The sequence below is a fragment of the Streptomyces sp. NPDC039465 genome (assembly GCF_055639315.1).
The window spans coordinates 780,589-799,171 of the sequence record NZ_JBVKAP010000002.1 but is presented as its reverse complement, the minus strand read 5'-3'; the positions used below and the strand labels follow the sequence as shown (position 1 = coordinate 799,171).

Annotated in this window: 20 protein-coding genes and 1 pseudogene; 16 read left to right on the top strand and 5 right to left on the bottom strand. The window is 69.3% G+C overall.

The genetic code is table 11. From position 1 onward, the window contains the following. The first annotated feature begins 2 nt into the window (after window positions 1–2). The 10 genes and pseudogenes from ACZ7LT_RS09915 to ACZ7LT_RS09870 all read left to right on the top strand — a co-directional run. Window positions 3–827, top strand: coding sequence for an MlaE family ABC transporter permease (locus ACZ7LT_RS09915; protein WP_471235483.1), 825 nt, complete (start codon window positions 3–5; stop codon window positions 825–827). A 5-nt stretch (window positions 828–832) separates the two neighbouring features. Continuing rightward, the gene (locus tag ACZ7LT_RS09910) at window positions 833–2,074 is read left to right on the top strand and encodes an MCE family protein (RefSeq protein ID WP_471235482.1); all 1,242 of its coding nucleotides are present in this window, start codon (window positions 833–835) and stop codon (window positions 2,072–2,074) included. After that, window positions 2,071–3,117, top strand: coding sequence for an MCE family protein (locus tag ACZ7LT_RS09905; protein ID WP_471235481.1), 1,047 nt, complete (start codon window positions 2,071–2,073; stop codon window positions 3,115–3,117). Before ACZ7LT_RS09910 ends, ACZ7LT_RS09905 begins: the two co-directional genes overlap by 4 nt. Beyond that, the gene (locus tag ACZ7LT_RS09900; RefSeq protein WP_471235480.1) at window positions 3,114–4,097 is read left to right on the top strand and encodes an MCE family protein; all 984 of its coding nucleotides are present in this window, start codon (window positions 3,114–3,116) and stop codon (window positions 4,095–4,097) included. The genes ACZ7LT_RS09905 and ACZ7LT_RS09900 overlap by 4 nt, the downstream gene beginning before the upstream one ends. Then, window positions 4,094–5,257: an MCE family protein gene (locus tag ACZ7LT_RS09895; RefSeq protein ID WP_471235479.1), complete on the top strand. Its 1,164-nt coding sequence runs from the start codon at window positions 4,094–4,096 to the stop codon at window positions 5,255–5,257. Before ACZ7LT_RS09900 ends, ACZ7LT_RS09895 begins: the two co-directional genes overlap by 4 nt. Continuing rightward, a complete protein-coding gene (locus ACZ7LT_RS09890; RefSeq protein WP_471235478.1) occupies window positions 5,254–6,540 on the top strand; it encodes an MCE family protein in 1,287 nt (428 codons plus the stop codon). The genes ACZ7LT_RS09895 and ACZ7LT_RS09890 overlap by 4 nt, the downstream gene beginning before the upstream one ends. Then, window positions 6,537–7,724 carry an MCE family protein gene (locus ACZ7LT_RS09885; RefSeq protein ID WP_471235477.1) on the top strand — a complete coding sequence of 396 codons (1,188 nt, stop codon included), beginning with the start codon at window positions 6,537–6,539 and terminating at the stop codon, window positions 7,722–7,724. The genes ACZ7LT_RS09890 and ACZ7LT_RS09885 overlap by 4 nt, the downstream gene beginning before the upstream one ends. Continuing rightward, window positions 7,721–8,236 carry a hypothetical protein gene (locus ACZ7LT_RS09880; protein ID WP_471235476.1) on the top strand — a complete coding sequence of 172 codons (516 nt, stop codon included), beginning with the start codon at window positions 7,721–7,723 and terminating at the stop codon, window positions 8,234–8,236. Before ACZ7LT_RS09885 ends, ACZ7LT_RS09880 begins: the two co-directional genes overlap by 4 nt. Before the next feature lie 12 nt (window positions 8,237–8,248). After that, window positions 8,249–8,875: a hypothetical protein gene (locus tag ACZ7LT_RS09875; protein WP_471235475.1), complete on the top strand. Its 627-nt coding sequence runs from the start codon at window positions 8,249–8,251 to the stop codon at window positions 8,873–8,875. 86 nt (window positions 8,876–8,961) lie between these two features. Then, a pseudogene (locus ACZ7LT_RS09870) lies at window positions 8,962–10,214 on the top strand (RHS repeat-associated core domain-containing protein); the annotation flags it as partial. Here the strand turns inward: ACZ7LT_RS09870 and ACZ7LT_RS09865 are convergent. Next, the gene (locus ACZ7LT_RS09865; protein WP_471235619.1) at window positions 10,163–10,672 is read right to left on the bottom strand and encodes an alpha/beta fold hydrolase; all 510 of its coding nucleotides are present in this window, start codon (window positions 10,670–10,672) and stop codon (window positions 10,163–10,165) included. The pseudogene ACZ7LT_RS09870 and the gene ACZ7LT_RS09865 sit on opposite strands and share 52 nt — an antisense overlap. Before the next feature lie 61 nt (window positions 10,673–10,733). On the opposite strand from ACZ7LT_RS09865, the gene ACZ7LT_RS09860 reads away from it, so the two are divergent. Together ACZ7LT_RS09860 and ACZ7LT_RS09855 are read left to right on the top strand one after the other, a co-directional pair. Continuing rightward, complete coding sequence (locus tag ACZ7LT_RS09860; RefSeq protein WP_471235474.1) at window positions 10,734–10,919, top strand: hypothetical protein; 186 nt, start codon at window positions 10,734–10,736, stop codon at window positions 10,917–10,919. A gap of 667 nt (window positions 10,920–11,586) precedes the next feature. Then, entirely contained in the window at window positions 11,587–12,279 is a 693-nt protein-coding gene (locus ACZ7LT_RS09855; RefSeq protein ID WP_471235473.1) for an N-acetylmuramoyl-L-alanine amidase, read from the top strand. A gap of 16 nt (window positions 12,280–12,295) precedes the next feature. Here the strand turns inward: ACZ7LT_RS09855 and ACZ7LT_RS09850 are convergent, their stop codons facing one another. Then, window positions 12,296–12,433, bottom strand: a complete 138-nt coding sequence (locus ACZ7LT_RS09850) for a hypothetical protein (protein WP_471235472.1) — start codon at window positions 12,431–12,433, stop codon at window positions 12,296–12,298. Window positions 12,434–12,654: 221 nt separating this feature from the next. Then, on the bottom strand, window positions 12,655–13,293 hold the full coding sequence (locus tag ACZ7LT_RS09845) for a polysaccharide deacetylase family protein (RefSeq protein ID WP_471235471.1): 639 nt from the start codon (window positions 13,291–13,293) through the stop codon (window positions 12,655–12,657). 386 nt (window positions 13,294–13,679) lie between these two features. Between ACZ7LT_RS09845 and ACZ7LT_RS09840 the strand changes: the two genes are divergently transcribed. The 3 genes from ACZ7LT_RS09840 to ACZ7LT_RS09830 all read left to right on the top strand — a co-directional run bounded on the left by ACZ7LT_RS09840 (window position 13,680) and on the right by ACZ7LT_RS09830 (window position 15,593). After that, window positions 13,680–14,231, top strand: a complete 552-nt coding sequence (locus ACZ7LT_RS09840) for a class I SAM-dependent methyltransferase (protein ID WP_471235470.1) — start codon at window positions 13,680–13,682, stop codon at window positions 14,229–14,231. A 107-nt stretch (window positions 14,232–14,338) separates the two neighbouring features. Then, window positions 14,339–14,923 carry a DJ-1/PfpI family protein gene (locus ACZ7LT_RS09835; RefSeq protein WP_471235469.1) on the top strand — a complete coding sequence of 195 codons (585 nt, stop codon included), beginning with the start codon at window positions 14,339–14,341 and terminating at the stop codon, window positions 14,921–14,923. 232 nt (window positions 14,924–15,155) lie between these two features. After that, window positions 15,156–15,593 (top strand): hypothetical protein, encoded by a 438-nt coding sequence (locus ACZ7LT_RS09830; protein WP_471235468.1) that lies wholly within the window; start codon window positions 15,156–15,158, stop codon window positions 15,591–15,593. Here ACZ7LT_RS09830 and ACZ7LT_RS09825 read toward each other — a convergent pair. Next, window positions 15,590–16,831, bottom strand: a complete 1,242-nt coding sequence (locus ACZ7LT_RS09825) for an NAD(P)/FAD-dependent oxidoreductase (RefSeq protein ID WP_471235467.1) — start codon at window positions 16,829–16,831, stop codon at window positions 15,590–15,592. The genes ACZ7LT_RS09830 and ACZ7LT_RS09825 overlap by 4 nt on opposite strands. 515 nt (window positions 16,832–17,346) lie before the next feature. On the opposite strand from ACZ7LT_RS09825, the gene ACZ7LT_RS09820 reads away from it, so the two are divergent. Next, the gene (locus ACZ7LT_RS09820) at window positions 17,347–17,964 is read left to right on the top strand and encodes an alanine:cation symporter family protein (RefSeq protein WP_471235466.1); all 618 of its coding nucleotides are present in this window, start codon (window positions 17,347–17,349) and stop codon (window positions 17,962–17,964) included. Between the two features lie 69 nt (window positions 17,965–18,033). Here ACZ7LT_RS09820 and ACZ7LT_RS09815 read toward each other — a convergent pair whose 3' ends face one another. Then, window positions 18,034–18,408 (bottom strand): helix-turn-helix domain-containing protein, encoded by a 375-nt coding sequence (locus tag ACZ7LT_RS09815; protein WP_471235465.1) that lies wholly within the window; start codon window positions 18,406–18,408, stop codon window positions 18,034–18,036. Window positions 18,409–18,583 lie beyond the last annotated feature (175 nt).

Sequence of the window (18,583 nt, the reverse complement as noted above, 5' to 3'; positions counted from 1 at the left end):
CGATGACTCTGCCGAACCCGCTCGAACGGGCCGGGCGCTCCCTCGACGCGCTCGGCGCCCAGCTGGTCTTCTACGGCCGCTCCCTCGCCTGGACCGGTCGCACCCTGCGCCGTTACAAGAAGGAAGTCCTGCGCCTGCTCGCCGAGGTGAGCTTCGGCCGCGGCGCCCTGGCGGTCGTCGGCGGCACGGTCGGCGTCATCGCCTTCCTCTCCTTCTTCACCGGCACCGAGGTCGGCCTCCAGGGGTACGCCGCGCTCAACCAGCTGGGCACCTCCAACTTCGTGGCCTTCCTCTCCGCGTACTTCAACACCCGCGAGATCGCCCCGCTCGTCGCCGGGCTCGCGCTTTCGGCGACGGTCGGCGCGGGCTTCACCGCCCAGCTCGGCGCGATGCGGATCAGCGAGGAGACCGACGCGCTGGAGGTGATGGGCGTCCCGTCGCTGCCGTTCCTGGTCACCACCCGGATGATCGCCGGCTTCGTGGCGGTGATCCCGCTGTACGTGGTCGGACTGCTCTCCTCCTACCTCGCCGCCCGGACCATCACCACCGGCTACTACGGGCAGTCCGCCGGGACGTACGACCACTACTTCCAGCAGTACCTGCCGCCGGTCGACGTGCTGTGGTCCTTCGGCAAGGTCATCGTCTTCGCCGTCGTGATCATCCTGGTCCACTGCTACTACGGCTACTACGCGAGCGGCGGCCCGGCGGGCGTCGGTGTCGCGGTCGGCCGTGGCGTGCGGACCTCCATCGTGGCGGTCAACGTCCTCGACTTCTTCCTCAGCCTCGCGATCTGGGGCGCCACCACGACCGTACGGATAGCGGGGTAGGGCCGGTGCGTATCACCAGACTCAGGGTGTACGGGATCGTGTTCATCACGGCCATCGCCCTGCTGCTGTCCCTGTCCGTCGCCGTCTACCAGCAGATGTTCATCTCCGTCGTACGGATCACCCTGGAGGCCGACACCCTCGGCAACCAGCTGGAACCGCGCGCCGACGTCAAACTGCGCGGGCTGCTCGTCGGCGAGGTACGCGAGGTGACCGCCGACGGCGAGAAGGCGACGCTCGGCATCGCGCTCAAGCCGGAGCACGTCTCCCTCATCCCCTCCGACGTCCACGCCCGCCTGCTGCCCAAGACCCTGTTCGGCGAGAAGTACGTCGACCTCGTGGCCCCGCCCGGGCGCTCCTCGGCACGGCACATCCGTGAGGGCGACGTCATCACCCAGGACCGCACCACGGTCGGCATCGAACTCCAGCAGCTCATGAACGACCTGCTGCCGCTGCTGCGCACGGTGCAGCCCGCCAAGCTCAACGCCACCCTGTCCGCGTTCGCGACCGCGCTCGAAGGACGCGGGGACAAGATCGGCGACAATCTCGTCCGCCTTGAGGACTACCTGCGGCGGCTCAACCCGCACATGCCCTCTCTCAAGGAGGACATCTCCCGGTTCGCCGATGTGGCCGAGGTGTACGGCGACGCCGCCCCCGACCTCATGCGGATCCTGGACAACACCCTCACCACCAGCCGGACGATCGTCGAGAAGCGGGACCAGCTGTCCTCGCTGCTCACCTGGACCGCCACCGCTGCGGACACCACCGAGGGCGTACTCGACGAGAACTCCGCGCGACTCATCACCCTGGGCCGTGTCTCCCGCCCCACCCTGTCCCTGTTCGCCCGCTACTCACCGGAGTACCCGTGCCTGCTGGCCGGGCTCGTACGGCAGGAAGCCGCGTCCGAAGAGGCGTTCAAGGGCGGAAAGATGCGCATCACCCTCGAGTTCGTCCACCCCCGTCCCCCCTACCGACCCGGCGAGGAACCGCGCTATGCCGACCGATCGGGCCCCGACTGCAGAGGTCTGCCCCGCCCCCACGTCCCGGCGCCCGCGATCAAGCTCAACGACGGTACGTCGAGCGCGCCGAGCGGTCGTTCGCACCCTCCCGTGTCCGGCACGGCGGCCGAACAGCACGCCGTCGCCTCGCTCGTGGCCCCGGTCATGGGCGTGCCCGCCGACGAGGTCCCGGCCGTCACGACCCTGCTCTTCGGCCCGCTCGCACGGGGAACGGCGGTGAGCCACGCATGAGTTCCACACGTCGTACGAACGCCCGCTCCACAGCCCCCCAGCTCATCAAGCTCGGCGTCTTCGCCGTGGTGACCATCGCCGCGACCGCCGTCCTCGCGGCCACGATCGTCAATCTCTCCTTCACCCCCAAGGAGACCTACACCGCCGTATTCAGCGATGTCACCAGCCTGGAGGAGGGCGACGACATCCGTGTCGCCGGGGTGCGCGTCGGCGAGGTGGAAGAGATCCGGATCAAGGACCGGACCCTTGCCGAGGTCACGTTCAGCGTCTCCCGCGACCGGCCCCTGCTCACCACCAGCCGGGCTGTCATCCGCTACCGCAGCCTGGTCGGGCAGCGGTACGTCGCGCTGACGGAAGGCACCGGCAACGGCAAGCGGCTCGCTCCCGGCGGACGGATCCCGCTCTCCCGTACCGAACCGGCTCTCGATCTCAACGCGCTGCTGAACGGCTTCAAGCCGCTGTTCGCCGCCCTGAGCCCCGAGGACGTCAACCAGCTCGCCACCGAGATCGTCAAGACCCTCCAGGGCGAGGGTGGCACGGTCCGCAGCCTGCTGGCGCACACGGCCTCGCTCACCACCACGCTCGCCGAACGGGACAAGCTGATCGGATCCGTGATCACCAACCTCAACACCGTGCTGAAAACGGTCGACCGGCGCAGCACCCGCTTCTCCGATCTGCTCACGCAGCTGCAACGGCTGATCTCGGGACTCTCGGCCGACCGCAAACCCATCGGGAAGTCGCTGGCCGGCATCAACGGCCTCGCGGAGGCCACCTCGGGCCTCCTCAAGGACGCCCGCCCGCCCCTGAAGAGCGACATCGCCGAGCTGGCCGAGCTCACCGGAACGCTGAACGACCACGAGAAGACCGTGGAGGGTGTCCTGCAGCGGCTGCCGAACAAGCTCAACAAACTGACCGGCACAGCCTCGTACGGCTCCTGGTTCAACTTCTACCTCTGCGACTTCGACGGCCGGATCGTGCTGCCGAAGACCGACGAGGTCATCACCCCCGAACTCCATGTCGCCCGGGCGAGGTGTGGCGGTTGATCCCCTTCCGTGAAAAAAACCCGGTGGTGATCGGCGCCGCCGGCCTCACCACGATCGCGCTGTTCATCGCCGCCGCGTTCAACGTCGAGAGCCTTCCGCTGATCGGCGGCGGCGACACCTACAGCGCGGCCTTCTCCGAGGCCGGCGGTCTGCGGCCCGGCGACGAGGTACGGATCGCCGGGGTCAAGACCGGCAAGGTCGAGGACGTCGAGCTGGCCGGCGACCACGTCAAGGTGACCTTCCGGGTCACGGGAGACCCGGAGCTCGGCACCGCGACCGGCGCGTCCATCCGTATCAAGACGATCCTGGGCGCGAAGTACCTCGCGCTGGAGCCGAAGGGCCACGGCCGGATGAACCCGGGCAGCGAGATCCCGCTGAGCCGCACGGTCCCCGCGTACGACGTGGTCGAGGCCTTCAGCGACCTCACGACCACCACGGAACAGGTCGACAAGCAGCGCCTCGCCACCGCCCTGGACACCCTCTCCACCACCTTCGAGGACTCACCCGCGGAGGTCAGAGCCTCCATCCAGGGGCTCTCGAAGATCTCCCGTACCGTCGCCTCCCGCGACGAGGCGCTGCGCGAACTCCTCGGCCACGCGAACGGCGTCACCGGTGTACTCGCCGAACGGAAAGGGGAGTTCAGCAAACTGGTCAAGGACGGCGACAAGCTGTTCAAGGAGATCGAGTCCCGGCGCAAGGTCATCCACGCGCTGCTCAAGAGCTCCGTCGCGCTCGGCGTCCAGCTCTCCGGTCTGGTCGCCGACAACCGCGCGACGATCGGACCGGCGCTCACCCGTCTGAACACCACGGTGAAGATGCTGGAACGCAACCAGGCGAGCCTCGACCGGAGCGTCCAGCTCCTCGCGCCCTTCGCCAGGGTCTTCACCAACACCCTGGGCAACGGCCGCTGGTTCGACAGCTACATCCAGAACCTCGTCGCCCCCGGACCGGTGACGCCGCGGACAGGAGGGGCACGATGAAGCGCCTGTGGAACCGGCGGATCACCCGCCGCCTCGGGATCGTCACCGTGCTCGCGGTGGCCGCGGCGGTGGTCGTCGTACACCTGCCCCGGGAGTCCACGGTCCAGGTGACCGCGTACTTCCCCCGCACGGTCGGCATCTACCCCGGCTCCGACGTGCGGGTGCTCGGCGTCCGCATCGGAGAGGTCAAGGAGATCACACCGCAGGGCGACCGGGTGCGCGTCGAGCTGGAGTACGAAGACCGGTACAAGGTCCCGCCGGACGCCAAGGCGGCCATCATCAACTCCTCGGTGGTCAGCGACCGTTACCTCCAGCTGCTGCCCGTCCACCGGGGCGGCCCGGCGATGCGCAGCGGCGCCGTGATCCCCCTGCACCGCACGGCGGTCCCGGTCGAGCTGGACCGCGTCTTCGACAGCCTCCGTACGACGTCGGACGCGCTCGGCCCCCAGGGCGCCAACAAGGACGGTTCGCTCTCCCGGCTGCTCGCCGTCAGCGCGGACAACCTCCAGGGTCAGGGCGGGCAGCTGCATCAGACGGTCCAGGACCTTTCGCAGGCCGTCACCACCCTGTCCGACGGCCGCCAGGACCTGTTCGGGACCGTACGGAACCTGCAGGTGTTCACCGCGGCGCTCGCCGCCGACGACGCCTCCGTGCGGTCGTTCAACGACAGCCTGGCCAAGGTGGCCGAGCAGCTGGCCGGAGAGCGCAAGGACCTCGCAGCGGCGATCACGCACCTGGCGGCGGCGCTCGCGGACGTGTCCGACTTCGTGAAGAAGAACAAGAAGGCACTGACCGCCGACGTGAAGGGCCTCTCCAAGGTGACCAAGGTGCTGGTCACGCAGCGCGCCGCCCTTGAGGAGCTGCTCGACGTCGTCCCGGCCGGCCTGTCCAATCTGCACAACGCCTACAACCCCTCCTCCGGCACGCTCGACACCCGCGGCAACCCCGAGCAGCTCCAGGACCCGGCCGCCCTGCTGTGCTCCCTGCTCAAGACGGCCGGGGAGAAGGCCGGGGAGGCCGACTGCCGGAACCTGAAGAAGCTGTTCGACTCGCTGCCCGAGCTGCCCGAGGCCGATCCGCTGACCGGAGCGGCGCTCCCCGTGGCGGGAACGGCCTCGACGGACCGGACGCTCGGCGGAATCCTGGAGGCCCGCACGTGAAAGCTCCCCGAAAAGCGGCGGTGTGGGCGGCCTCCGGCTCCCTGCTCCTCACCGGCTGCGAGTTCAACGGGCTGTACGACGTACCGCTGCCCGGCGGAGCCGCGGCGGACGGCCACAGCTACCGGGTCACGGTCGAGTTCCGGGACGTCCTCGACCTCGTACCGCAGTCCACGGTGAAGGTGAACAACGTCACCGTCGGCGCCGTCGAGAAGGTGGAACTGTCCGGCTGGCACGCGCGGGTGCGCCTGCGCGTCGCCGACTCGGTCACGCTGCCCGGCAACGCCGTCGCCGAGCTGCGGCAGACCAGCATGCTCGGCGAGAAGTACGTGTCGCTGTCGGCACCGACGGACACCAAGCCCGCCGGCCGCCTCACCGACGGCGCGACGATCCCGCTCTCCCGCAGCGGCCGCAACCCCGAGATCGAGGAGGTGCTCGCGGCCCTGTCGGCCCTCCTCAACGGCGGTGGCGTCGCCCAGCTCAAGACCATCACCACCGAACTGAACAAGGCCCTGGAGGGCCGCGAGGACCGCGTCGCCGCCCTGCTCACCGAGCTGAACACCTTCATCGGCGGCCTCGACAAGCAGAAGAAGGAGATCGTCCGCGCCCTTGAGGGCATCGACAAGCTGTCCGCGACCCTCGCCAAGGAGAAGAAGACGATCGGCCAGGCCCTCACCACCATGCCGCCCGCGCTGAAGGTGCTGGCCGACCAGCGCACCAAGCTGACCGCCATGCTCACGTCGTTGTCGAACCTCGGCACGACGGGTACGAAGGTCGTCAACGCCTCGCGCGCCGATGTGATCGCCAACCTGCGCGCTCTGCAGCCGATCCTCCGCCAGTTGAACAAGGCGGGCGCCGATCTGCCCAACGCCCTGGAACTGCTGACGACCTATCCGTTCCCCCGCAACGTCGTCGACGCCATCAAGGGCGACTACGTCAACCTCAAGGTCACCGCCGACCTCGACCTGCGCAGCCTCTACGGCAATCTGGCCGACCCGCCCACGAAGCCGCAGGCGCCCGCGCGGCCCGGGAAGCCCGCGGTCCCCGGGCTGCCGGACCTGCCCGCCCCCGGACTCCCGGACGTGCCGGCCCCGACGGTCCCCAAAGCCCCTCTGCCGTCCGCGACCCCGAGCGTTCCGACGGCCCCCGGCGGCGACGGCGACCTGGAGTGCCTGCCGCTCTGCACCCCCGCCGACCCCGTCTCGTACGGCCGCGGCGACAGCCGGCCGCCGAGCGGTGTCGACCTCGCGCTCGCCGAGCTGCTGATGAAGGGACTGGTTCCGTGATCACCCGCACGGTCAGGGCGCAGCTGCTCGCCTTCACGCTCATCACCGCGACCGGAGTGTCATACGTCGGCGCCGAGTACACCGGGCTCGTCGACCGTGTCCTGGACCGCGGATACACCGTACGGGCCGATTTCGCCGACTCCGGAGGCATCTACACCGGCGCCGAGGTCACCTATCGCGGGGTGCCCGTGGGCCGCGTGGGCGATCTGCGGCTGACCGGCGCCGGCGGTGTCTCGGTGGAGCTGCGTCTGGAGGACCGCCCCGCGATCCCGGCCGACAGCCTGGCCGTGGTGGCCAACCGCTCGGCCGTGGGCGAGCAGTACGTGGACCTCCAGCCGCGCTCCGCGAACGGCCCCGAACTGCGCGACGGCGGCACCATCCCGCGCCGCAACACCCGGGTGCCGGTACCGACCACCGAGATGATCCTGAGCCTGGACCGGCTCGTGAACTCGGTGAACAAGCAGGACCTGCGGACCACGGTCGACGAACTGGGCAAGGCGTTCTCCGGCACCGGCCCGCATCTGACCCGGCTCGTGGACTCGGGCAACGCCCTGGTCGAGTCGGCGTCCGGCTCGCTCCCCGAGACGATCGCGCTGATCGAGGACTCCCGGAAGGTCCTGAAGACCCAGGCGGACCAGGGCTCGGCAATCACGTCCTTCTCGCGGGATCTGGCCGACCTCACCGGCCAGTTGAAGGCGAGCGACGGCGATCTGCGCACCCTGCTCGGCAGCGGTACCTCCGCCGCCCAGGAGGTGACCGGGCTGATGCGGGACACCCGGCCCCACCTCCCCGTCCTGCTCGGCAACCTGATCAGCGGCGGTCAGATCACCGTCGCCCGCCTGCCCGGAGTGGAACAGACGCTGGTCACCTTCCCCGTGGTGGTCTCGGGCAGCCACACCGTCGTCCCGGGGGACGGCACCACCCACTTCGGCCTGGTCGTGAACGCCGACGACCCGCCGCCCTGCCGCCAGGGCTACGGCACCCAGCGCCGCGATCCCGCGGACACCTCAGACCGCCCGGCCGACACCCGTGCCCGCTGCACCGCTCCGCGCGGCGGAGTCACCTCGGTCCGCGGCGCCCAGAACGCTCCCGGAGCGCCGGTACGGATCGGCTCGACGGGCGGAGCACAGAACGTGTTCGGAAAGGACTCCTGGCAATGGCTGCTCGTGGGACCCATGGCATGACCCGCCTACTCCTCACCCGGACGGCCCGGCTGCTGCGCCGCCGGTGGGCCGTGGCGGTACTCGGCGTCCTGACCGCCGTACTGACCGCCTCCGCCGGCTGGCTGGGCGTCCAGCTGTACGAGCGCCATGAGGAGGACCGGCGACACCAGGACATCCTGGCCGCCGCCCGTCAGTCGGCGCTCAACTTCACCTCGCTCGACCACCGGCACTACGACCGGGACAGCAAGAACGTCCTGGACGGCGCGACCGGCGAGTTCAAGAAGCAGTTCGCGGCCCAGACCGCGCAGCTCACGAAGATCGTCGCCGAGAACAAGTCGGTGTCGGAGGGCCAGATCCTCGCCGCGGGTATCGCACGGGCCGACGAACGCACCGCCCGCGTCCTGGTGGTGGCCGACAGCAAGGTCACCAACGTCGCCGCCCCCCAGGGCACCTCCCGCAACTACCGCCTTCAGCTCGACCTCGTCCTCGAGGACGGGCAGTGGCTGACGTCCGACGTCGAATTCGTCGGCTGACAGGAGAACACCGTGCCGAACCCGACCCTTCGAACGGCGACCCTCCGCGCCGCCGCCAAACGCGCCGAGCGGGCGCGGAACACGGACGGCCCGGCCGCCCCGCAGCCGGCGGGTGCGCCGCCCGAGAAGCCGGCCCGCGCCGCCACGCCGGGCGCGGTACTCGCCGTCCTGGCCGTCCTCGGCGTGATCGCCACCGCCCTCCTCGGATGGGAGTACCGCGAGGCCGAACGCACGGCCCAGGCCCGCACGGCCGCGCTCACCGCGGCCCACAAGGCGGCCCCGGCGATCCTGTCGTACGACTACCGCCACCTGGACCGCGACTTCACCACGGCCCGCGCCCACCTCACCGGCCCGTTCCTCGACCAGTACGCCAAGACCACCACCACCGTGGTCGCCCCCACGGCCAAGAAGTACCGCGGCGTGGTCAAGGCCACGGTCGCCAAACCCCCGACGGGCGACGCCTCCCCGGCGACCTCGGTGGTGTCGGCCACCCCGGACGAGGCCGTGGTCCTGCTCTTCATGAACCAGGTCACCACCAGCACCCAGGTCGCCACCCCACGCCTCGACCTCAACCGCGTACGGATGACCCTCGTCCGGGGCCCGGAGGGATGGAAGGTCAGCGCCGTGGACGCGCTGTAGGCGGGCGGGCGGACGGCGGTCGAGGCCGAGGACAGGTGCGCCAGGCGCCCGGGGACGGCGGACCGACAACTGCCCTGTACGTGATCGCGTACGACATCCACGGCCACTTGGCGAGCGCAATCGGCCCCGACGCCGAGCTGTCGTACATACGGGACCCGTCCGGCCGTATCCTGCGGGAGACCTGCAACGGCCGGGAACTGACCCACGTCTACGACGAGTCCGGCCGCCGCGTTCGCCGCATCACCCCCTCGGGGGCGGTCAGCACCTGGTCCTTCCCGGCGGACTTGCACGCCGAACTGAACGCCTCCGGTCACCCGGTGGCCTTCGAATTCGACGAGACAGGCCGCGAGAGCACCCGCCGGGTCGGCGACATCCTCGCCATCGAGCACGCCTACGACGCGCTGGGCCGGCTGACCGACCAGCGCGTACGCGGCGCAGGCGGCCGGACCGTCCAGCAGCGCTCCTACACCTACCGCCCCGACGGCCACCTCACGTCGGGTGACGACCGGCTCGCGGCCGCCGGCAGCTGGAACTGACCAGGGACGGCCGAGTCACCGGCGTGAGCGCCGACGACTGGAGCGAGCGGTACGCCTACGACGAGGCCGGAAACCAGACCGAGGCGAACTGGCCGGGCAACAGCGACGCCACCGGCTCGCGCGAGTACACCGGCACCCGTGTCACGAGGGCGGGCCGGATCCGCTATGAGTACGATGCCCAAGGCCGGGTCGTCCTGCGCCAGAAGACCCGCCTCTCCCGGAAGCCCGATACCTGGCACTACGACTGGGACGCCGAGGACCGCCTTGTCTCGGTCACCACCCCGGACGGCACGCGCTGGCGCTACCGCTACGACGCGATGGGGCGCCGGGTCGCGAAGCAGCGCCTGGCGGCGGACGGGCTGTCGGTCGCCGAGGAGACGCGCTTCACCTGGGACGGCGACCTCCTGTGCGAACAGACCAGCCATGTGCCCGGCTCAGCCGAGACCGTCGCCCTGACCTGGGACCACGACGGAGCGAAGCCCGTCACCCAGGTCGAACGCCGACTCCTGGACCAGACGGAGGCCGACCGCCGCTTCTTCGCCGTCGTCACCGACCTGATCGGCACTCCGCGCGAACTCGTCGACGAGCAGGGTGAGGTGGCGTGGCGCACCCGCGCCACGCTCTGGGGCACCACCACCTGGAACCGAGGCGCGGCGGCGTACACGCCGCTGCGTTTCCCCGGCCAGTACTTCGACCCGGAGTCCGGCCTCCACTACAACCGCCACTGCCACTGCGATCCCGACTGTGGCCGTTATGTCTCCCCGGACCCCCTGGGCCTGGCGCCGGCGCCGAACGCGGTCGCGTAAGTCGACAACCCGACGACGTCCCACCGCCCGGCTTGGGCGGGACCGCCGTGCCCCACGTCGAGGAGTCCGTCGTGCTCCAGCAGGGAGACCGTGACGACACGGTCGGGGCGGTCCTGGGCCATCTGGGCGGCGGCCGCCGCTCCGCTCGAGTGCCCGGCCACGTGGACGCGGTCGATGCCGAGGCGGTCGAGCAGCGCGATGGCATCGGCGGCGTGGTCGGCGACGCTGACCGGCCCGGCGGTGTGGGTGCTGCCGCTCCAGCCCCGCTTGTGATAGGTGATGAGGCTGTAGCGCTCGGTGAGTGCCGGTTCGGCGACGAGCGGGACAATCCGTCGGAGAGGACCGGGCTGATGAACAGGACCGGCTCCCCGGTTCCGCGGATCTCGTGTTCCAGCTGGATGTCGCTGACCGTGACGGTATCCATGATGTCCTCCACTGCGGTTACGTCTCACCATGGAGGCGTAAGCGAGACGGTTACCGCTGTAACCGGCTCGCCCGGGATCGAAGGACGCATCCATGAACGGTGCCCCCGGCGATGGATCCGCGCTGGAGCGGGCGCGGAACGCCGCTGCCTGTGGTGCGTGGGCGGACGCCTACGCCGGCTATCTGGAGGCCCGTGAGGAGGGTTGGCTCGGCCCCGCGGAGCTTGCCGACTTCGCCGGCGTCGCGTATGCCGCAGGGCATCTCGACGTGACGATCTAGACCTGGGAGCGACTCCACGGCGAGCTGGCCGCGCTCGGCGAGGACAACGGGGCGGCCGGGGCCGCCGTGCGGGCCCGAGGCGAGGAAGCTGAAGAAGCCGTGCCCACCAGCCGTCGAGGCCGTCGCCGACGGACCGGGCCGTGAGCCGGCCCGCAGAGACCAGCCGCGGCAGCTGCCCGTACACCGACAGCAGGGCGAGGAACGCCCCGAGATCGGCGCTGAACTCGGCGTCCTCGCGGCGGGCGACGTCCTTGCGTCGCGCAGATGGGCCTGGAAGGCGTCCGCCTGCAGGCCCTGAAAGTTGCCCGCACTGGGACCGGGTGTCCGCGCACCCGACCGGGCCCGCGGCGACAAGGCGTACTCCAGCCGCGCCAATCGTGCCTGCTCGCGCAAACGCTGGATCAAGGGGGAATCGGCCGGCAGGCCCGGGATGAGGGGTGCCGGGGGCGGTGGCATGGCGGACCCTGTGGCAGTGGAACGGGGTGGCGTCTGCCGACGGGGACGGGCCCGGCCAGGCATGAGGGTGTGCGCCGATTGGTCGGGGGTCGGCTTGCTGGTGTGCGGGCACTGATGAAGGATCAAGTTACGGCATGTGCCGCCTAAGTATCGTGATGCCACGATTTGCGGCGTTTCGTCCTCTGTCTGCTCGACCTCATGAGGAGTGGCCATGGAAGACAGTCCGCTCAGCCGTCGACGGCTGTTGTGGGGTACTGCGGGCGCGGCGGGTACGGCTCTGGCCGCTGTCGGGCTACGCCAGCTAATGGGCCCCGAGGAGAAGGTGAAGGCTGCGTTGCCGAGGCCGGTGGGCAAGGCCCCCGTCGCCGCCGGGCCGCCTGCGACCCTGCGTCGGGACCACTCGGTGGACTACGCCCCCGCCGTCTGGGTCGAAGCCTCCGAGTCCAACTACACGTCCTCCGACCGCCCCGAGGCGTATCCCATCGAATACGTCGTCATTCACGTGACAACGGATATTTTGCCGATGATGCTCGCCACGTTCAACGACCCCGCCGAGCGGATGTCCGCGCACTACGTGATCAGCGCAACCGGCACACAGATCGCCCAGTGCGTGCGCGAGCGCGACGTCGCCTGGCACTGCGGCAGCGTCTGGTACAACCACCGGAGCATCGGTATCGAGCACGAAGGCTGGATCGACCAGCCTGTTTACACCGACGGGATGTACGAGGCGTCCGCCGTGCTCACGGCCACGATCTGCGCGAAGTACGACGTGCCGGTCGACCGGGACCACATCCTGGGCCACGGCGAGGTCCCGCTGTCCACTCACGAGGACCCCGGGCCCGTGTGGAACTGGAACAAGTACATGAAGCTCGTCGAGACCGCACACCGGCGCATCAGGACCTGACACCGCGTCGACCCCATCACGCGGGCTTGCGGTCTCCGTAGAGCCACGAGTCCCAGATCGAGTCGAGGTCCCGGCCGGCCTTGGCCTCCGCATACGCGGTGAAGTCGTCCGTGGAGGCGTGGCCCTGGCGGTGGCCCAGGGTCCAGCCCCGCACCAGCGTACGGAAGGCCTCGTCGCGACCTGGTGCACAGATCGCATGAGTGGATCTTCGAGCGATCCGTCGTGACCGCCGGAATGATCCGACCGGGCCGGCCCGATCGGTTCGCGACTCCTCTCACGACGCCGAGTAGTCCCAGGCCACCAGTCCCTCCTCCCGTGTCGGGCAACGCATGGACGTCCCCTCATCCACAAGGCGGTTCACTGCGGCGGTACGCGTCATGACGCAGGGGGCTTTCGGTCGCCGCTGCGCACCAAGGTTCGCAGGTCGATGACGCGGTAGCCACGGTCGCTGAACGCATCCAGGATCTGCGGCAGGGCTTGGGCATCGATCACCTCGGTGCGGCCCTCGGAAGCGCCGACGTGCATCTGCACGATCGCTCCCGGGCGTAGGGCGTCCAGTGCTCTGTCTACCGCGCCCTTCACGGTCATGCCGCCCTCGGTGCCCTTCCATCCGTCGGTGTCGGTCGTGAACTCGACGACCGCAAAGCGGAGGGCGTTGACCTCCTTGATGTGTGTGGGGCTGGTCTCGCTGTAGGGAAACCGGAAGAACGGGGTGCGGGCTGCTCCCGCCCCGGCCGCGCTAAGCGCCTGGTCCGCGGCCAGCACTTCCTGTCTTCTGCCGGCCTCGGTTAGGTCCTTGAAGTAGGGGTGGCTGTGGGAGTGGTTCCCCAGTCCGTGCCCGGCGGCTGCGATCCTGCGGACCGCCTCGGGATGCCGGACGGCGAAGTCGCCGGTCAGGAAGAACGTCGCCGGCGTCCCTCGGCGGGCAAGCTCGCCAAGGACGGTCGTCAGGCCGGCGTCGTTCCACGCCGCGTTGAACGTCACCGCGACGACCCGCTCGCGTGTTTGGATCACGCGGTTCTCCGACCCGAACAGCGACTGCAGGGCCCCCTCATCCGTTGCGGCCCCCGCGTGGGCAGAGACAGGCTTCGACGGCACTGCCGTAGGCCCTGGCACCGCCGTCGGCCCCGGCTCCACCGTGCACGAGACAGCCAACAGCCCAGCGGCCGCCACGAACAGGCGACGGAACCGCAGACGGCATGCGGCGAATGGAGCATGTGTAGTCACACCGCCGTCATCGGCCGACCGACGCCTGTCCTTTAACCTCTACCTCCGTCCGGCCGCACGGAGAGCCAGAGGGAGAACCTGATGGTTGCTCCGCCTGCCGCGCTCGACTCACCGTCCCCTGAGGCGATCGACGGCCGCCAGATCAGGGAGCCGTTGCCTTCCAGGACGTACGTATGGAATATCTGACGGGCGCTCTGGAAAAACACAGCCTGACCGCCGTGGTCGGCAGGCGGGCTCTGGTTCTTGGGAGCGGCCCCGGGCTGCTGGCGCGGGGCCTGGCGCGCCCGGGGTTCGACGTCGTCGCCGTCGATCCGTCCTCCAGCGCGACTGCGATGGCTCAAGAGGCGGAGGGGCGTGAGGGCCGCGGCATCACGTACAAGACCGCAGTGGCCGAGGAACTGGGCTCCGAGTACGCCGAGTTCGACCTCGCCTACTACGCCGACACCTTCGAGATCACTCCGCGCCTTCGGCGAGTGCTGGGAGAGGCCACCCGGGTGCTCAAGCCCGGTGGCATGCTCGTCTACGACACCGTCAACCGCACCTTGCTGTCCCGGCTGATCAACCTCGGCGCGTTTCCAGGCGCTGCCCATGACCAGGATCGCGACTTCACACCCAAGGACCCGCGCAACCTGATCAAAGGTGTCATCGCCCGGTGCCGCGGGAAGATCGCCGACGAGGAGATCGCGCCGCTCGTGGACTTCGTCCTCCACCGCGACCGCGGGTGACTGGAGCCTTTCCGTATCGTTTCCCGCCACGGTCTGGACGACGCCCATGAGGCCGACACGGTGATCGTTCCAGGCATCCGGCAGAGCGGCAGCCGCACCCGCGCGTCGTGCGGCTGCTGCGCGACGCGGCATCCGGTGGAGTGCGCATCGCGTCGATCTGCACGGGGGCCTTCGTTCTGGCGCGGGCCGGGTTGCTGGAAGGGCGCAGGGCCACGACCCACAGGCGGTTCGCCAGCATGTTGGCCGACTCTTTCCCCGGTGTGGAGGTCGACCCGTCCGCCCTGTTCGTTGGGCTGGTACCTGCTCGCCACCGGCGTACCGCTGCAGATCCTCTACCCCGTATCCGGCGCGCCCGGACTGATCGTGCTCGGGCTACTGGCTCTGCTCACTTCCCGGCAGGATACAAAGGCCACGACAGCAGCAGAAGCGGAAGAGCACCGCCCGTGAACTTGGTAGGCGGTGGAGCTCGCCGGCTGCTCGAGCCGTACGGCCCCCCTCCGATCCGACCTGACGACACCTCAGAGAAGTCAGCCACGGGTCAGCATGAGTCCTGCAAGACCTGGGGAGAGCTGACCGAACATGCGAATCGTTGTAGGCTCCGGAGACCGCCCTTGACCTGCGTGAAGCAGGCAGGGAGCAGACATATCGGGAGTTATTTCATGCTTCGCACCATGTTCAAGTCCGGCATCTGACATCTGAACGTTTCCGCAGGTCAGCGGCGCGGCGACGGGGCTTTGGTCAGCAAACGGTCAGCATCAGCCCCTTGGGCTGCTCACGCAGGCACACCCGTCGGCGGTCGCGCATGCTGCTGGCGCAGGGGCCTGGTCGGCGCCCCGTGACGGTCTCTCTGCCACGTGTAGCCCGACGTCCCTGAGGCGGCGTCTGGCCCTACCCGCCGGCGACACGGGTGTAGTCGTCCACTCGATGACGAGGGTCTGGAGCGAGGCGGCCCCCTTCCGGCTCCAGGGCTCGTACCGCAACATGAACAAGATCACTGCCCGCATCTCACCCGCCATGAACGACGCCGAACTCGCCGCCGTGATCGACGACCACTACACTGCCGAGGCCCAGACCCTCACCGCCGAGGCCGAGGCCAACCTCCTCAAACTCGCGTCGCTCCGGGGCACGCTCACCGCCGCGCAGGCCGCCCGCTGGTCGGAGGTCACCACCGCCTACCTGCGCACCCAGGCACTCGGCGGCTCCGGAGACGACCCGCTGAGCAGGGCGGTCGCCGCCCTCGGTCTCCTCGCCGACCGCATCACGGCCGTGGAAACGGCGATCAGCCGGGCGACGGACCCGCGCCATCTGCTCGCCCGTCCGGTAGGAAGCCACGCGGCAGGACCGGCAGAAGCTGCCGGCTAGGCAGCGTGAGGTGCCTGCTGCTCCATGCGTTGCTGCATGTGTCCGAAGAACTCCTCCGGGCGCGTCACGCCGGCCGTCACGCGGGCGAACTCGTCTTGTGCCGAGCGGTTCCGGGACACGGCGTAGAGGAGTTCCTGCATCTCGGGGGGTGGTGGTTCAAGCGTGGCGAACTCGGCCGTGAACTCGTAGATGCTCATCACCTCGGAGTCCCGTGTCTCCTGGCAGGATCGCATGGCTTCGTTGAAGGGCCGACGGCCGGCGAGTACGTCGTCGAGTGCTGCGGTGCACCGCTCCGCGTCCCTGAAGGCGTCTTGGATGCCCTGTGCGGTGATGGGGTCCTTCAGGTACCCGGCGTCTCCGACGAGGATCCAGCCGGGTCCGTAAGGCTTGCGGAAGTAGTTGGGGATGGCCATGCCGACGAACCGCTCGGCCTGAGTGGCCTTCGAGACCCTTTCGGCGAAGGCCGGCGCGCGGGCCAGCGTGGCGTGGTAGTTGCCTTCGATGTCACCGCGGTTGGCCTCGAAATCGCGCATGGGCCAGGCGGAGATGACCATCGTCAGGTCGTCGTTGGTGGGCCATGCGGCGAAGGCGCGGTCTTCGCGGTCGAACGCCTCGAATTTCCCGTACATCGGTAGGCCGGCCCAGTAGGTGTAGTAGTACGCGTTGATCTTCGGCTTCTCCGCATACCCCGTGGCGCCCGTTGCCTTCGCGACGGTCGAGTGGAGTCCGTCCGCACCGACGACGATCCGGGCATGGTCGGTGGAGGTCCGCCCGTCCTTGCCGTGCCCCCTTATTCCGGTGACCGTTCCGCCGTCGAACAGGATCTCCTCGACGGTGAAACCCTCTCGTACTTCGGCGCCCGACTCCGCGGCGGAGTCGACCAGGATCTTGTCCAGGACCGTGCGGCGCGGGGCGTAGGACACATCGAAGCCCTCCCCGGCAGGAGACCCGGCGATGACGAAGGGGCCCAGGTCGAACTCGTAGAGGTCGATTGCTGGGCAGCCCGTGCCGACGACCCGGTCCAGCAGCCCCCAGCGTTCGAGCGCGGCCAGTCCGGGCGGATGGATCAGATGGGTGGAGATCGTGTCGCTCGGGAACGTCGCCCGGTCGACGAGGAGAACCCGGTGACCGAGGCGGGCCAGAAGCATGGCGGTCGGGGCGCCCGCACACCGTGCGCCGACGACGATCACGTCGTAATCCTGGGTTCCTGCACCGGACACGCCGGCCGTCCTGGTCATGGACCTCACCTGCCGATCGAGCACACCGCTCGGCGGAACCGTATGCGGGCAGACGGGTGTCTGTCGCAGGTGCGGTGCGTCACTTCCACGCTAGACCAGGCTCGCGCGCCGTTCCCGCCGAGCCGTGGACGACTGTCTGCGGCCATCCCACGTGAAAGGGGTGTCACGTGCTCAAGGTCCTGACCTGCGGAGATAAGTGCACCGTGAACGGACATCGTGTCCGGATAACGGTCACGTCACGCTGGGACTTTCGAAGATCACCGTGCGTTATGTGACGTCCGTCAGGCTCCATGGCGAGTGTCGTGGTCGGAATGCGCAACTTCGCAGGTGGAACCGCACGTCGCCGCTCCTGCACAGTGTCGGCACGCACCGGCAGCACGACCAAGGTGATCACGTTCCGAGTCCGTGGACGTCGACCCTCGGGTCGCCGATCGAACAACGGCGTTCGCTCAAAGCCCGCACATCCACCGGCGCAGCCTCCCGCACGCCGGTCCTGCGTTACTGAGGTCCCCACCGTGTCACTCGATTCCTTCACCCAGTCCGTCGACAAGGCTGTCAGCGGATTCTTCGAGCCCATAGCCAAGTGGCTGGGCGAGGTCGTCTTCTACTCCGTTCCCGTCGGGGGTACGGAGCTTCCCCTCATCGTGGCCTGGCTCGTCGTCGCTGGTCTGGTCTTCACCGGCTGGTTCGGCCTCGTGCAGCTGCGCAAGTTCAAGCTCGCCGTGAACGTGGTGCGGGGCAAGTACGACGAGAAGGGGTCGGCCGGTGAGGTCAACCACTTCCAGGCGCTGACCGCCGCCGTCTCCGGCACCGTGGGCCTCGGCAACATCGCCGGCGTCGCCGTCGCCGTCTCCATCGGCGGCCCCGGCGCCACGTTCTGGATGATCCTCTGTGGCCTGCTGGGCATGGCGACGAAGTTCGTCGAGGTCACCCTCGGTGTGAAGCACCGCGAGGTGCACGCCGACGGCACCGTCTCCGGCGGCCCGATGCACCTTTCCGAAGTGGCTGTCCACCGGATGCCAGACCGGCACTGCCTGGCACGCACAGAAGCGCACGCAGGAAGCCTTCTCGCCAGAGTGAAGCGATGTTCCTCACAATCTTCGAGTCAGGCGCATGCCAATAGTAGGGTGTAGACCGCCCTTGACCTGCAGAAAGCGGGCAGGGAGCCGTCTTCTAGGAGTCCAAAGTGCTGCGCACCATGCTCAAGTCCAAGATCTAGCGTTTGGGTGTTTGTGCAGGTCGGAGACTTCCGCCCCGGCGTCGGTGAGCTGCTCGTCTCGGGACATCAGGCCGCGACGGCGGAGGCGGTCGAAGTCGGCGTCCATGTCGGCGTCGGCCCAGCCGCGGCTCGGGTCGTACGAGCGTGCGGGTAGTCCCCACCACTGCTCGGTGAGCAGCAGGATCTCCACGGCGTCGGCCCCCGACTGCCCAGGGGTCGTACACCTCCCGCACCACGCCGTCCCCGCGCTCCCGCACCCCGTCGCCCCGGTACACGCGGCGCTCCGGTCGCAGCGCACCCGCCGGATCCCGGGGGGCCGCAGTATCCCGGCGCGGTCGGCGGGACCGATGACGCACATGCGGCTTCTTTCGGCCAACCCTGCGGCCGATCACGGGATGTGACGCGTTGTCCCGCTAGCTTCGGCCGCAGTCTGGCGGAGTCGGGGGGACTCATGGGACGGGAACGGGGCACGGGTACGTACGCGCACTCCTGCGCGTCGAAAGCCGTGTGCGGAACGGGCGGCATGGGCGGGA

What these genes read in the sequence shown, in the direction of transcription:
- ACZ7LT_RS09915 (WP_471235483.1), top strand. Translation starts at nt 3, where the DNA reads ATGACTCTGCCGAACCCGCTCGAACGGGCCGGGCGCTCCCTCGACGCG.
- ACZ7LT_RS09905 (WP_471235481.1), top strand. Translation starts at nt 2,071, where the DNA reads ATGAGTTCCACACGTCGTACGAACGCCCGCTCCACAGCCCCCCAGCTC.
- ACZ7LT_RS09895 (WP_471235479.1), top strand. Translation starts at nt 4,094, where the DNA reads ATGAAGCGCCTGTGGAACCGGCGGATCACCCGCCGCCTCGGGATCGTC.
- ACZ7LT_RS09880 (WP_471235476.1), top strand. Translation starts at nt 7,721, where the DNA reads ATGACCCGCCTACTCCTCACCCGGACGGCCCGGCTGCTGCGCCGCCGG.
- ACZ7LT_RS09865 (WP_471235619.1), bottom strand. Translation starts at nt 10,672, where the DNA reads ATGGTGAGACGTAACCGCAGTGGAGGACATCATGGATACCGTCACGGT.
- ACZ7LT_RS09860 (WP_471235474.1), top strand. Translation starts at nt 10,734, where the DNA reads ATGAACGGTGCCCCCGGCGATGGATCCGCGCTGGAGCGGGCGCGGAAC.
- ACZ7LT_RS09855 (WP_471235473.1), top strand. Translation starts at nt 11,587, where the DNA reads ATGGAAGACAGTCCGCTCAGCCGTCGACGGCTGTTGTGGGGTACTGCG.
- ACZ7LT_RS09840 (WP_471235470.1), top strand. Translation starts at nt 13,680, where the DNA reads ATGGAATATCTGACGGGCGCTCTGGAAAAACACAGCCTGACCGCCGTG.
- ACZ7LT_RS09830 (WP_471235468.1), top strand. Translation starts at nt 15,156, where the DNA reads ATGACGAGGGTCTGGAGCGAGGCGGCCCCCTTCCGGCTCCAGGGCTCG.
- ACZ7LT_RS09825 (WP_471235467.1), bottom strand. Translation starts at nt 16,831, where the DNA reads ATGACCAGGACGGCCGGCGTGTCCGGTGCAGGAACCCAGGATTACGAC.
- ACZ7LT_RS09815 (WP_471235465.1), bottom strand. Translation starts at nt 18,408, where the DNA reads ATGTGCGTCATCGGTCCCGCCGACCGCGCCGGGATACTGCGGCCCCCC.